The sequence below is a fragment of the Lysobacter sp. ESA13C genome (assembly GCF_019970005.1).
Taxonomy (GTDB): domain Bacteria; phylum Pseudomonadota; class Gammaproteobacteria; order Xanthomonadales; family Xanthomonadaceae; genus Lysobacter; species Lysobacter antibioticus_B.
This window is the reverse complement of the sequence record NZ_JAHXYK010000010.1, coordinates 137,119-150,137: the sequence shown is the minus strand read 5'-3', so window position 1 is coordinate 150,137 and position 13,019 is coordinate 137,119. Positions and strand designations below refer to the sequence as shown.

Here is a 13,019-nt window from a genome sequence, read left to right as displayed (position 1 = left end):
CGATGACTTGCCCGCCGCTGCGATGACGGCCACGCCGCCCGGCGGCGACCCCGATGGCGAGACCGCCGTCATCAAGGCACGCGGCATGAGCAAGCACTTCGGCCAGTTGCGCGCGGTCGACCGCGTCGACCTGACCGTGCCGCGCGCCTGCGTCTATGGCTTCCTCGGTCCGAACGGCTCGGGCAAGTCGACCACCATCCGGATGCTGTGCGGACTGCTCACGCCGACTGCTGGCGATATCGAAGTGCTGGGCCTGAAGATTCCGCAACAGGCCGAAGCGCTGCGTCGGCGCATCGGCTACATGACCCAGAAGTTCTCTCTGTTCGAGGACCTCAGCGTGCGCGAGAATCTGGAGTTCCTCGCCGCCGTGCAGGACATTCCCAAGGCGCCGGCGCGCCGACGTGTCGACGAGTTGATCGAGCAATACCATTTCGGCGATCGCCAGAAGCAACTCGCCGGCACGATGAGCGGAGGCCAGAAACAGCGCCTCGCACTGGCCGGCGCGGTGATCCACGAGCCCGAATTGTTGTTTCTCGACGAGCCGACCAGTGCGGTCGACCCCGAGTCGCGCCGGGATTTCTGGGAGAAGTTGTTCGAGTTGGCCGACGCCGGCACGACCTTGCTCGTGTCCACGCACTACATGGACGAGGCCGAACGTTGCCATCGCCTGGCGATTCTCGACCGCGGCGTGCTGGTCGCCGACGGCACTCCGGCGGAACTGACCGGCGCGCTCGCCGGGCGCGCGGTCGAGGTGCGCGCGGCGCAGCCGCGCAAGGCTCAGCGCGTGCTGGTGGAGGTGCCCGGCGTGCTCAGCGTGGCCCAGATCGGCAACAGCCTGCGGGTGCTGCTGGAACGCGCCGACCGCGCCGAATACGGTCTCGCCGAGGCCTTGCGCGCGGCCGGGCTCGACGCCGAGGTCGACCAGGCCGCGGCCAATCTCGAGGACGTGTTCGTCGCCGCCACGCGCGGCCGCGAAACCGCGCCGGCGAATACGGAGCAGGCCTCATGAAACTGCGTCGGCTGTGGGCGATCGTGCTCAAGGAAATCCGCCAGCTGCGCCGCGACCGCATCACCCTGGCGATGATCGTGGTGATTCCGGTCGGCCAATTGGTGCTGTTCGGTTATGCGATCAACATGAACCCGCGCGGGCTCAACGCCGCCATCGCCGACCAATCGCAGACCGCCGCTTCGCGCGCCCTGGTCATGGACATGGTCGCTACCGGTGTAATCGAGCCGGTCGCCGATGCCGACACGCCGCAGCAATTGATGGAGATGCTGCGGCGCGGCCAGGTCAGCGTGGGGGTCAGCATTCCCGCCGATTTCGAGCGCCGCCGCATCGACGGCCGCGAAGCGGTGCAGGTGCTGGTCGACGGCAGCGACACCGTGGTGCAGAGCGCGGCGGTGCAACTGGCGCAGATGCCGATCGACAGCACGGTGGCGGCGCCGCGCAAGGTCGCTCCGATCAGCGTGGTCGCGTTCTACAACCCGGAGCGGCGCTCGCCGGTCAACATCGTGCCCGGCCTGATCGGCGTGATCCTGACCATGACCATGGTGATGTTCACCTCGGTGGCGATCGTGCGCGAACGCGAGCGCGGCAATATGGAGCTGTTGATCACCACGCCGGTCAGCCGCACCGAGCTGATGATCGGCAAGGTCCTGCCGTACGCGGTGATCGGCCTGGTCCAGACCACGGTGGTGATCCTGCTGGGCCTGTGGCTGTTCGACGTGCCGATCAAGGGCAGCGTGCTCGACGTCTACCTGGCCGCGATCCTGCTGATCCTGGCCAACCTGACCTTGGGCCTGATGATCTCGACCAAGGCCGGTTCGCAATTCCAGGCCATGCAGATGACCGTGTTCATTCTGCTGCCATCGATCCTGCTGTCGGGCTTCATGTTTCCGTACGCGGGCATGCCGAAGGTCGCGCAATGGCTGGCCGAGGTGCTGCCGATGACGCATTTCCTGCGCCTGATCCGCGGAGTGATGCTGCGTGGCGCGAGTCTGTGGGAGCTGTGGCAGGACGTGTTGTATCTGTCGGTCTTCATCGTGGTGATGATGACGGCGGCGGTGGCGAGATTCAGCAAGCGGCTGGACTAAGGAATCGGTGGGGATTGGCTTCGATGTCTTTGCGGGGTAACCCAGTCCAGCCCAGTCCGTGCCGAGCCCGAGCCTAGCCGGCTCCGGCTGCTGGCTGCCGGGCCGCGCTGGTGCCGCCACGTCGCTGTTGTCGATGTGTAGGAGCGGCGTGAGCCGCGACCAAGGGATGCGCAGAAGTCGCATGGCCGCCGTCATCGCTCTAAGCCTTGATCTGTCGCAGGGTAGGAGCGGCGCGAGCCGCGACCGCGAATCTACGGCCGCCGGCGCGTGGCGATAGTGGCGGCGTGGTCGCGGCTTGTGACCGAAGGAAATCCAGTGGTACGCCGCTCCTACCCCTCGAACTCTGATACCTGCGGGATTGTTGCTGTTGCTGTTGCTGTGCGCCGTGTCTCACCAGCGAAGGCAACAGGATACCCGGAGGGCGGCCTGCATGGATGCGCGCCGTTTTTCATCGGGATAGGGATGTCCCGTATGAAAAAGCCCCGCGTCTGCACCGCGCGTGCGGGCCTGTGATTCAAAGAAAAGCATTTTTCTTTGGTTACCTTTGACCGAAGGGAATCCAGGCGGACTTTTGTTGCTTATGACAAAAGAAAGTAACCCGCCACTTTAGTGGCGGAAGCTCTTGGCGTTTGATCTTGCTTGAGAGAAGCGCCGCGAGACCATCGCAGCGCGGTCGCGGCTTGCGCCGCTCCTACCCTGACGGGCTGCGGCCGCCATCGGCGCGAGATTGATGCGTTGCGGTCGCGGCTTACGCCCCTCCTACAGTGGAAGAGTTCACGATGCTTCCTTCTTCGAGCAAGAGCAAAGCTTCCGTCCGCTCACGCGGCCGGGTTACTTTCTTTTGCTAAGCCCAAAAGTCCGTCTGGATTCCCTTCGGTCAAAGGTAACCAAAGAAAAGGGCTTTCCTTGCAAGGGCACAGGCCACGAGTGCGGTGCCCGCGCCGGGATTTTTCGATAAGACGTCCCTGTCTTATCGAAAAACGCCGCACGTCCTGTGCGGCGCCCTCCGGGTCTCCACTTGACCGGCAAAGCAGCAAAGCAGATCAAAATCACGGCAACGGCAACGGCAACGGCAGCTAGGGGCGACCGACCCGGTCCCGCGCGGCAAACCGTGACTTGAGCCTCAGGCCCTTGCGCCGAACACCCGATTTCTCGCACATTCTCCGCTTCGGTCCGGGCCGGGGAACGCGATGCGCCGTCTGCGATATCTGATTCCGAGCTTGTGCGCAGTCTTGTCGCTGCCGACGGCCGCCGCCGAGGTCAGCGTCCTCACCGCAGCGCGCATTCATACCCTCGATCCTACGCAGCCGAGCGCCGAGGCGATGGCCTACGACGGGCAGGGCAAGATCCTCGCCGTCGGCGGCCGCGCCGAGTTGCTGCGACGGTATCCGCGGGCGCAACGGGTCGACGCCGGCGAGGCGACGGTGATTCCGGGCTTGATCGACTCGCACGCGCACATGCTCGAGCTCGGCTTGAACAAGCTCGGCGCCGACTTGGTCGGCACTCGCAGCAAGCAGGAGGTGCTGCAACGCTTGCGCGATCACGCCAAGCGATTGGCGCCCGGGCAATGGCTGATCGGCGCCGGCTGGGATCAGAACGATTGGCCCGATGCCGGGTTCCCGAGCGCGGCCGACCTCGATGCCGAGTTCCCCGATCGCCCGGTCTGGCTGCAGCGTATCGACGGCCATGCCGGCTGGGGCAACAGCGCGGCGATGCGGGCGATCGCGCGCGATCTGTCCGGCGACTGGCAACCCGAGGGCGGCAAGATCCTGCGCGACGCGCAGGGCCGGCCCAACGGCATCTTTATCGACGATGCGATGGCCTTGGTCGAGTCGTCGCGCCCGCCGTTCGACGCGGCGACGGCCGAGCGCGCTCTGGTCCTGGCGATGCAGGAGGCCGTGGCCCATGGCCTGACCGGCGTCCACGACGCCGGCGTCAATCTCGAACAGCTGCGCGGCTACCAGAGCCTGGCCGAACGCGGCGCGTTGCCGCTGCGCATCACCGCCTTTGCTGCCGGCGACGGCGACGCTCTCGAACATCTGTGCCGCGATGGGCTGTACCGGCATCCTGGTGGCCACCTGCGCATGCGCGGGGTCAAGCTTTATGCCGACGGCGCGCTCGGTAGTCGTGGCGCGGCGATGCTCGAGGATTACAGCGACGAGGCCGGCAACCGCGGTCTGTTGCGGATGACGCCGCCGGCGATGGCGAAGGCGATGGCGAAGGCCAAGCGTTGCGGCGTGCAGGTCGCGACTCACGGCATCGGCGACCGCGGCAATCGCCAGGTGTTGGACCTGTATGAGCAGGCCTTGGGCAGCGACGCCCAGGGCAGCGATCATCGCTGGCGCATCGAGCATGCGCAGATTCTCGCGCCGCAGGATCTGCCGCGCCTGGCCGCGCTGCGGGTGATCGCGGCGATGCAGCCGACCCATGCCACCAGCGACATGCCCTGGGCCGAGGACCGCATCGGCCCACAGCGCATCGCCGGCGCTTATGCCTGGCGGCAGCTGCGCGACAGCGGCGCGCGCCTGGCCCTGGGCTCCGACTTTCCGGTCGAAGCGGTCGATCCTCGCCTCGGCCTGTACGCCGCGACCACCCGCAGCGATGGCGCCGGCCTGCCGCTCGGCGGCTGGCATCCGCAAGAAAAACTGACCGCGTTCGAGGCCCTGCGCGGCTTCACCCTTGATGCCGCCTATGCCGGCTTCGCCGAAACCGAAGTCGGCAGCCTCGCGGTCGGCAAGCGCGCCGACTTCGTCGTGCTCAAGCAGGATCCGCTCGCGATCGATCCGCGCGAGTTGCGCACCTTGACGGTGCTGGCGACCCATGTCGACGGCAAGCCGGTGTGGCGTGCCGAGCGATCCGCGCCGTGACGGCTTCCCGTTGCCGCTGCGAGTACGCGCCGAGCGCTTGATGGTGCCGCCGTCCGCGTGCGGCTCCGCGCCGCGATCACGCAACGCCGATGACGATTGTAGCGGACTCGTAATTTCGTGATTGTCAATCCGGATTTCGCCGCGACTCCAATTGAAAACGAGCTATCGATCAAACTTTATAGTCTGCGCCGACCCTAGCATCGCTCCCGAATAGCCAGCCTCGGGGGCCTGCAATGAAATCGACACTTCTGCGCGCAGCGCGGATGGGCGCATCGTCGCGCCTGTTGCTAGCGTTGGGAATCTTGATCGCCCTGCGCGGCGTCACGCCGACGCCCGACTACGGCGGGCCGTATCCCGGCGCCCCGGATCCGCTGCTGCTGCGCGCCGATCGCGGTGCGATCGGCGCCGCGCCCGCGGCGCGGTTCGCCGACATTCCCGCCACCGACGGCGAAGCCGCGCGCTTCCTCGCCCAAGCCACGTTCGGGCCGACCCGCGAAGACATCGACCGTCTCAAGCAGATCGGTTACACCGCCTGGATCAACGAGCAGATCGGGTTCCCGGCGTCTTCGCAACTGACGTTCCTCAAGAACGCCCGCGTGCGCAGGCCCGACGACTTCAGCCGCGATTGGCGGCTGGACGCGTGGTTCGTCAACGCCGTGGGCGGCAAAGACCCGATCAAGCCGACCCTGATCGTGCACCGCGACCAACTGCGCCAGCGGGTGGCGTTCGCGCTCAGCCAGATCATGGTGGTGTCGGATGCGACTTCCGATCCGCTTTACCACGCGTCGTACGGGATGAGCCACTACTACGACACCTTGGCCCGCGACGCGTTCGGCAATTACCGCACCTTGCTCGAGGACGTGACGCTGCATCCGGTGATGGGCATCTATCTGTCGATGCTGCAGAACCGCAAGCCCGATCCGGTCAACAACATCCGTCCCGACGAGAACTTCGCGCGCGAAGTGATGCAGCTGTTCAGCGTCGGTCTGGTCCAGCTCAAGCAGGACGGAACGCCGCTGCTCGACGCAGCGCAGAATCCGATCCCGACTTATGGCCAGGACACCGTAAGGGGTTTCGCCCACGTGTTCACCGGCTGGACCTTCAAGGGCTGTCAAGCCGAAGGCTCGTTCGATTGCTATTTCTATGAGGTCGACGCGCCGGCCTGGGTGTCGCCGATGGAAAACCATGCGGCCTATCACGCCTCGGCGCAAGAGAAGCAGTTGCTGCTGTATCCGGGCGTGAGTCTGCCGGGCGGCAAGCTCGCCGGCGGCGGCAGCGGTCGCGGCGATCTGAGTGCGGCGCTGGACAATATCTTCAACCATCCCAACGTCGGGCCGTTCATCGGCAAGCAGTTGATTCAGCGGCTGGTGACCAGCAACCCCAGCCCGGCCTACGTCGGCCGGGTCGCCGCGGCGTTCGACAACAACGGCCAGGGCGTGCGCGGCGATTTGCGCGCGGTGGTCAGCGCGATCCTGCTCGATCCCGAAGCGCGCGATCCGGCCGCGCAGCCGGCGCATTTCGGCAAGGTGCGCGAGCCGATCCTGCGCCTGACCCATCTGTGGCGCGCGCTCAAGGGCAAGTCCAAGAGCGGGCACACCGAAGAGTTCTGGAGCGTCGACAACTACCTCGGCCAGGTGCCGATGTATGCGCCGTCGGTGTTCAACTTCTTCAGCCCGCGCTACAGCCCCAACGGCGAGCCGCAGAGCTTGGGGCTGGTGGCGCCGGAATTGCAATTGGCGACCGACTACATGATGCCGGCCAACGAAAGCTATCTGATGAGGAAGATCTTCGAGGCCTATATCGGCAATCCGGAAGGCATCGGCAACGACGAGGTGGCGATCGACCTCAGCGCGGAGATCGCGCTGGCGAACAACATTCCCGCGTTGATCGCGCGTTACGACGCGCTGTTCCTGTCCGGGCAGATGACCGAGCAGATGAAGCAAGTGCTGACCGAGCGGCTGAGCGGCATGCCGGCCAATACCACTGCGGCCAAGCGCCTGCGGGTGCAGGAGGCGCTGTACGTGATCGTCAATTCGCCCGATTACATCGTGCAGAAGTAAGCAGGAATACGGAGAGAGCATCCATGAAACGTCGGCAATTCCTGACCAACACGATCTGCGCCGCGCTCGGCGGCGCCGGCCTGTATTCCGCGCTCGGCAACCTGCGTCTGGCGCAGGCGGCCGCCAACGCCTATGGGCCATCGCGCTTCGACGATTACAAGGCCCTGGTCTGCGTGTTCTTGTTCGGCGGCAACGATTCGTTGAACATGATCGTGCCGCGCGACGACGGTCATTACCAGCAGTACCGGACCGCGCGCGCGACCCTGGCGCTCGAACAGAACCGACTGTTGCCCTTGGTCGCGCAAGCCGGCGGCGGCGCTTCGGACGGCGCCGAGTACGGTTTGCAGGCCTGCACCACCGATGATGACCTGGTCGGCATGGGCGGCCTGCAAGGCTTGTTCAACAATGGGCAGGCGGCGGTGCTGGGCAATGTCGGCACCCTGATCCGGCCGACCAGCAAGGCCGAATACCTCAATCAATCCGTGCAATTGCCGCCGCAGTTGTTCTCGCACAACGACCAGCAACAGTACTGGCAGGTCTCGCGTACGGGCGAGGGCCGCGGCTACGGTTGGGCCGGGCATATCGCCGACCTGCTGCGCGACGCCAATCCCGACGCCTTCATTCCGATGTCGGTGTCGTTGAACTTCGAAAGCATCCTGCAGCGCGCGAGCCAATCCAGCCAGTACGTGATCGGCAACGACGGTCCGCGCCAGTTCAGCCGGTTCGAGTGGGACGAAGACAGCCGCCGGGCCTTTCTGCAGTTGATGGCGCCGGGCGCGCAGTCGCACGTGTTCGGGCGCAGTTACGCCGGCGCGTTCCGCCGCGCGAGGGAGAACGCCTCGGCGGTGGCGATGGCGCTGGACGCCTCCGCGCCGTTGCAGACCGCATTTCCCGAGTCCGACCTGGGCAACCAGTTGCGGATGGTGGCGCGGCTGATCAAGGTGCGCGAGGTGCTGGGGCTGAAGCGGCAGGTGTTTTTCGTGTCGATGAGCGGATTCGACCACCACGACAGCCTGCTCGGCGATCAGCCGGGCCTGCTGGCGCGGCTGTCGCAGGCGATGACCGCTTTCCACGCGGCCACCGGCGAACTCGGCGTGGCCGACAAGGTCACCGCGTTCACCGCCTCGGATTTCGGCCGCACCTTGTCGTCCAACGGCGACGGCTCCGATCACGGCTGGGGCGGCCATCACTTCATCGTCGGCGGCGCGGTGCGCGGCGGGCGATTCTTCGGCGCCATGCCGACCCTGATCAACGGCGGCGACGACGACGCCGGTTGGGGCCAGATCATTCCGACCACCTCGGTGGATCAGTACGGGGCGACCTTGGCGCGCTGGTTCGGGGTGGGCGACAGCGAGTTGGATTTGATCTTCCCGAATTTGGGCAACTTCAACTCGCGCAATCTCGGGTTTATGGCGTAGCTAGCCGGCGCGGCGTGCGCAGTCGCACGCCGCCGACCGTTTGCCAGGCGATGGCGGTAAGAGCGTGCTGCGCTTTGCCGGGCGGAGCCGGATGTCGGCGGGGGAGTGCTTTCGGCGTCCTCGCTCCGGCACCTCGTTTCCGCGAAGGCGGGCATCGGGAGACCTGGAGCGTTCTCGCACGGAAGGCCCTGGATTCCCGCCTTCGCGGGAATGACGGTAGGCAGGGACGCGGCGAGGCGGCACGCCAAGTGCGCGACCAGGCGGCACAGCGCGGGAAGGGCGCGATGAGGGAGTCAGAGCGCGATCAGAGGGAGATAAGCAAGGCGCGCGCCGCGTCAGCGCTGCAGCCCGCCACCGCTCTTACGATTCCCGATTCCCCATTCCCCATTCCCCATTCCCCATTCCCGCTTCAACCCATCCGGCTTTCAACCCATCCCCGCCTCACAACGGCCGATACATCACGAACACGTCGACCAGGCCCAGCGAGACGTGGCGGAAGGCGTTGGGCACGCGGCCGACGATCTCGAAGCCGTGCTTGAGCCACAGGTGCACGGCGGCGGCGTTGCTGCTGACCACGTAGTTGAACTGCATCGCCGCGAAACCGGCCTCGCGCGCCTGCTCGAGCGAATGCGCGCACAGCGCCGAGCCGACGCCCTGGCCCCAGGCGCGCTCGGCGACCATGTAGCTGGCGTTGGCGACGTGGTCGCCGCGGCCGGACTGGTTCGGGCCTAGCTTGTAACAGCCCAGGGTCTCGCCGTCGGCCTCGGCGATGAAGGTGCGGTAGGGCGGCGAGGTCCACATCTCCTGGGCGCGCTCCATCGAGAGCTCGGCCGGGTAGTTGTAGCTTTCGCCGCGCGCGAGCACCTCGCGGAAGATCGGCCAGACCCGCTCGAATTCGTCGGCGGCCAGTTCTCGGATGATGAAGTCGCGGTCCATGCGGGCTCCGTTGCGGGGATCAGGCGGCGGCGCGGCCGTCGTCGACGACGACCCGACCGCGCAGTGAATTGGCCATGGCTTCGGTGATCAACACGTCGACGAAGCCGCCGATCAGGCGGGCCGGCGCGGCGAAGTTCACCGAGCGCATGTTCTCGGTCTTGCCGGTCAGTTCGTTCGGGTCGCGGCGCGAGGGGCCTTCGACCAGCACGCGCTGGACGCTGCCGACCATGGACTCGGAAATGCGCATGGCGTTGGCGTTGACCGCGGCCTGCAGGCGCGACAGGCGCGCGTGCTTCTCGGCGTCGCCGACGCTGTCTTCGAGATCGGCCGCGGGGGTGCCGGGGCGGCGCGAGTAGATGAAGGAGAAGGACTGGTCGAAGCCGACGTCCTCGATCAGCTTCATGGTTTTCTCGAAGTCGGCCTCGGTCTCGCCGGGGAAACCGACGATGAAGTCCGAGGAGACCGAGATGTCCGGGCGCACCGCGCGCAGCTTGCGGATCTTCTGCTTGAACTCGAGCGCGGTGTAGCCGCGCTTCATCGCCGCGAGGATGCGGTCGCTGCCGGCCTGCACCGGCAGGTGCAGGTAGTTGGCCAGCTGCGGGACGTCGCGGTAGGCCTCGATCAGCGAGTCGCTGAACTCCAGCGGATGCGAGGTGGTGAAGCGGATGCGGTCGATGCCGTCGATTTCGGCGATGGTGCGGATCAGCAGGCCGAGGTCGGCGACTTCGGGCTCCGCGCCGTCTTGGCCGGCCTCGCTCTCGCCGGCGATCGGCCCGCGATAGGCGTTGACGTTCTGGCCGAGCAGGTTGATCTCGCGCACGCCCTGGGCGGCGAGTTGCGCCACTTCGACCAGCACGTCCTCGAACGGGCGGCTGACTTCTTCGCCGCGGGTATAGGGCACCACGCAGAACGAGCAGTACTTGCTGCAGCCCTCCATGATCGAGACGAAGGCGCTCGGGCCTTCGGCGCGCGGCTCGGGCAGGCGGTCGAACTTCTCGATCTCGGGGAAGCTGATGTCGACCTGGGGCAGGCCGGTCTCGCGCTTGGCGCGGATCATCTCGGGCAGGCGGTGCAGGGTCTGCGGGCCGAACACCAGGTCGACATAGGGGGCGCGCTTGACGATGGCCGCGCCTTCCTGCGAAGCGACGCAGCCGCCGACGCCGATGATGACCGGGCGGCCGCCCTGCTTGTGCTGCTTCCAGCGGCCGAGCCGGCTGAACACCTTTTCTTGGGCCTTCTCGCGGATCGAGCAGGTATTGATCAGGATGACGTCGGCTTCGCTTACGTCCTGGGTCAGTTCGAGGCCGTCGCTGGCGGCGAGCACGTCGGCCATCTTGGCCGAGTCGTACTCGTTCATCTGGCAACCGTGGGTCTCGATGAACAGCTTTTTTGCGCCCGACGCGCCGGTGGCGGGCGGGGAAGCGGAGCCGGCGGCCGGAGCCGTGGGCAGGGGGTGCAGGTCGGTCATGGGTAGTCCGGGTCCGGGAAGGGCGGCGGTTAATCCGCGCCGGAAGGGGCGCCAGTTTAGCCCCAAGCCAGCTCTCGCGGGCCCGAGCCGGGCCGGGCGTCACGTTTCTGTATCAAGTACTTGGCAGCGCAAGCGCGGCAGAGGACACTCCCGCCCATGAGGGGGAGCTCGCTGCTGCTGGGGACCGTTTGCCTGCTGGCCATTGCGCCGGCCGTGGCCGGTACCGTTTACCGCTGCGAAAGCGCCTCGGGCGAGCGCAGCTACGTCAGCAAGAAGGTCAAGGGCGCGAGCTGCGTGGTCGCCGGCCAGTACATCAACCGTCCCAACCGCCCGCGCAACCCGACCCCGGTGTCGTATGCGCCGCCGGCGATGGGCTCGGTCGGCTCGGGCAGCGCGACCTCGGCCCCGGCCTCTATCCATAACAACCCCCCGGCCACCTACAGCGGCGCGGCTGCGACCATGGCTGCGGCCGGGCTCAGGCCGGCCGCGTTCGCACCGGGTACGGCCGCGTCGGGCCAGGCCACGCCGGGCCAGACCGGGTCCAACGCCATTGCCCCGGTGGTCGCGGTGCCGGCAGCCCCGCAGGCGGCGCCGACCCGGTTGGTGCAGGGGCAGGTCTATTCCTATATCAAGGACGGCGTACGCCACTACACGAGCAAGCGGCCCAAGGGCCTGGCCAACGTCTCGGCGGTGCGGACCATCCGTTACAGCTTCATCGAGAGCTGCTTCGCCTGCGCGGCGCGGCCCGGCGTCAACTTCGGCACCCTGCGCCTGAACACCGAGGCGTTCTCGGCCGAAATCGCCGCGGCAGCGCGCCAACACGGGGTCGAAGAAGCGATCGTGCGCGCGATCATCCACGCCGAATCGGCCTACAACCCCAACGCCATGTCGCGGGTCGGTGCGCAGGGGCTGATGCAGCTGATGCCGGCGACCGCGCGCCGGTTCGGGGTCGGCAACGCCTTCGACGCCGGCCAGAACATCCAGGGCGGCGTGCAGTACCTGGCCTGGCTGCTCAAGCGCTTCAACGGCAACCTGACCCTGGCCGCGGCCGGCTACAACGCCGGCGAGGGCGCAGTCGACAAGTACAAGGGCGTGCCGCCCTACAGCGAGACCCAGCGTTACGTACAGCGCGTGGCGGTGCTCGCCGAACGCTACCGCTCGGCATCGACCGTCGCCCGCTGACCAGCGCGCGCCGATCGTTCGGCGCACTCCGACTCTTCCCGATTCATCCGTCCGACGGCGGTGGCCTTGCCGTGCTCCGCGCTGGCGCCTGCTTCGGCCGGTGTCGGGCGCAGGGCGGTGCAGTGTCGGAACCGCACCGATTTCAGGCCTTTTCCCGGCCTGGGGCGCGCCGGCAAGGTCTTGACGCCGGCGTTCGGCGCCTCCGGGCGTGCGCTGATCCTCGTTCCGCGGTCATGGCGGATTGTCGGGCGCTTAACGCTTCCGCTACACTTCCCCGTCTTTTGAGCCGCCAGCCTTCCGCCAGTGGTATGTGGTCGCCTTTGGCGCCAGACGGTGCGGCGTAACTTCGAATTGCAGCTTTGCGGAGTGCCGGATGGCCAACCAAGGGGTCAACGATCCTATCAACACGGGCCGACGTCGGTTCCTGACGGCGACCACAGCAGTGGTCGGTGCCGTGGGCGCCGGCTTTGCCGCGGTGCCTTTCATCAAGTCCTGGAACCCCAGCGCGCGCGCCAAGCTCGCCGGCGCTCCGGTGACTGCCGATATCAGCGCCCTCACCGAAGGCCAGCGCCTGGTCATGGAATGGCGCGGTCAGCCGATCTGGATCGTCAAGCGCTCCAAGGCCATTCTCGACATCCTGCCGACCCTCGACGGGCGTCTGCGCGATCCCAAGTCCGAGAACGTCGACCAGCAGCCGGCGTACGTGCGCGAGAAGAGCCCGGAACTGCGCTCGCTCAAGCCCGAGATCTCGGTGCTCGTGGGCCTGTGCACGCACCTGGGCTGCTCGCCGGAAATGAAGGCCGAGATCCGGCCCGAGGCGTTCGACCCGGAGTGGAAGGGCGGCTACTTCTGCCCCTGCCACAAGTCGCGTTTCGACATGGCCGGTCGCGTGTTCGAGGGCGTGCCGGCCCCGACCAACCTGCTGGTGCCTCCGCACTACTACGAAAACGACAACACCATCGTCATCGGTGTTGATCCGAAGGGAGCGGCGTAA

9 protein-coding genes are annotated in these 13,019 nt (G+C 66.9%); 7 read left to right on the top strand and 2 right to left on the bottom strand.

Annotated elements, in window-relative coordinates:
- Positions 1 to 70 precede the first annotated feature (70 nt).
- The 5 genes from LC490_RS19140 (at position 71) to LC490_RS19120 (ending at position 8,439) form a co-directional block, all read left to right on the top strand.
- A complete protein-coding gene (locus LC490_RS19140) occupies positions 71 to 1,009 on the top strand; it encodes an ABC transporter ATP-binding protein (RefSeq protein ID WP_031374218.1) in 939 nt (312 codons plus the stop codon).
- Positions 1,006 to 2,094, top strand: a complete 1,089-nt coding sequence (locus tag LC490_RS19135; protein ID WP_223621235.1) for an ABC transporter permease — start codon at positions 1,006 to 1,008, stop codon at positions 2,092 to 2,094. Before LC490_RS19140 ends, LC490_RS19135 begins: the two co-directional genes overlap by 4 nt.
- Positions 2,095 to 3,284: 1,190 nt before the next feature.
- Positions 3,285 to 4,961: an amidohydrolase gene (locus LC490_RS19130; RefSeq protein WP_223621234.1), complete on the top strand. Its 1,677-nt coding sequence runs from the start codon at positions 3,285 to 3,287 to the stop codon at positions 4,959 to 4,961.
- Between the two features lie 233 nt (positions 4,962 to 5,194).
- Positions 5,195 to 7,021, top strand: a complete 1,827-nt coding sequence (locus LC490_RS19125; RefSeq protein WP_223621233.1) for a DUF1800 family protein — start codon at positions 5,195 to 5,197, stop codon at positions 7,019 to 7,021.
- A 23-nt stretch (positions 7,022 to 7,044) separates the two neighbouring features.
- Positions 7,045 to 8,439 (top strand): DUF1501 domain-containing protein, encoded by a 1,395-nt coding sequence (locus LC490_RS19120; protein ID WP_223621232.1) that lies wholly within the window; start codon positions 7,045 to 7,047, stop codon positions 8,437 to 8,439.
- A gap of 441 nt (positions 8,440 to 8,880) precedes the next feature.
- On the opposite strand, the gene LC490_RS19115 is transcribed toward LC490_RS19120, so the two are convergent.
- Together LC490_RS19115 and miaB are read right to left on the bottom strand one after the other, a co-directional pair.
- Entirely contained in the window at positions 8,881 to 9,375 is a 495-nt protein-coding gene (locus LC490_RS19115) for a GNAT family N-acetyltransferase (protein ID WP_036147865.1), read from the bottom strand.
- A gap of 19 nt (positions 9,376 to 9,394) precedes the next feature.
- Positions 9,395 to 10,843 carry a tRNA (N6-isopentenyl adenosine(37)-C2)-methylthiotransferase MiaB gene (gene miaB, locus LC490_RS19110; RefSeq protein ID WP_223621231.1) on the bottom strand — a complete coding sequence of 483 codons (1,449 nt, stop codon included), beginning with the start codon at positions 10,841 to 10,843 and terminating at the stop codon, positions 9,395 to 9,397.
- A 156-nt stretch (positions 10,844 to 10,999) separates the two neighbouring features.
- On the opposite strand from miaB, the gene LC490_RS19105 reads away from it, so the two are divergent.
- Positions 11,000 to 12,025, top strand: a complete 1,026-nt coding sequence (locus LC490_RS19105; protein ID WP_223621230.1) for a lytic transglycosylase domain-containing protein — start codon at positions 11,000 to 11,002, stop codon at positions 12,023 to 12,025.
- A gap of 373 nt (positions 12,026 to 12,398) precedes the next feature.
- Complete coding sequence (petA, locus tag LC490_RS19100; RefSeq protein WP_031370412.1) at positions 12,399 to 13,019, top strand: ubiquinol-cytochrome c reductase iron-sulfur subunit; 621 nt, start codon at positions 12,399 to 12,401, stop codon at positions 13,017 to 13,019.

Excerpts from the sequence above, each read along its gene's own strand:
- petA (WP_031370412.1), top strand. The coding sequence starts at position 12,399 with ATGGCCAACCAAGGGGTCAACGATCCTATCAACACGGGCCGACGTCGG.
- LC490_RS19125 (WP_223621233.1), top strand. The coding sequence starts at position 5,195 with ATGAAATCGACACTTCTGCGCGCAGCGCGGATGGGCGCATCGTCGCGC.
- LC490_RS19120 (WP_223621232.1), top strand. The coding sequence starts at position 7,045 with ATGAAACGTCGGCAATTCCTGACCAACACGATCTGCGCCGCGCTCGGC.
- LC490_RS19130 (WP_223621234.1), top strand. The coding sequence starts at position 3,285 with ATGCGCCGTCTGCGATATCTGATTCCGAGCTTGTGCGCAGTCTTGTCG.
- LC490_RS19115 (WP_036147865.1), bottom strand. The coding sequence starts at position 9,375 with ATGGACCGCGACTTCATCATCCGAGAACTGGCCGCCGACGAATTCGAG.
- LC490_RS19135 (WP_223621235.1), top strand. The coding sequence starts at position 1,006 with ATGAAACTGCGTCGGCTGTGGGCGATCGTGCTCAAGGAAATCCGCCAG.
- miaB (WP_223621231.1), bottom strand. The coding sequence starts at position 10,843 with ATGACCGACCTGCACCCCCTGCCCACGGCTCCGGCCGCCGGCTCCGCT.
- LC490_RS19105 (WP_223621230.1), top strand. The coding sequence starts at position 11,000 with ATGAGGGGGAGCTCGCTGCTGCTGGGGACCGTTTGCCTGCTGGCCATT.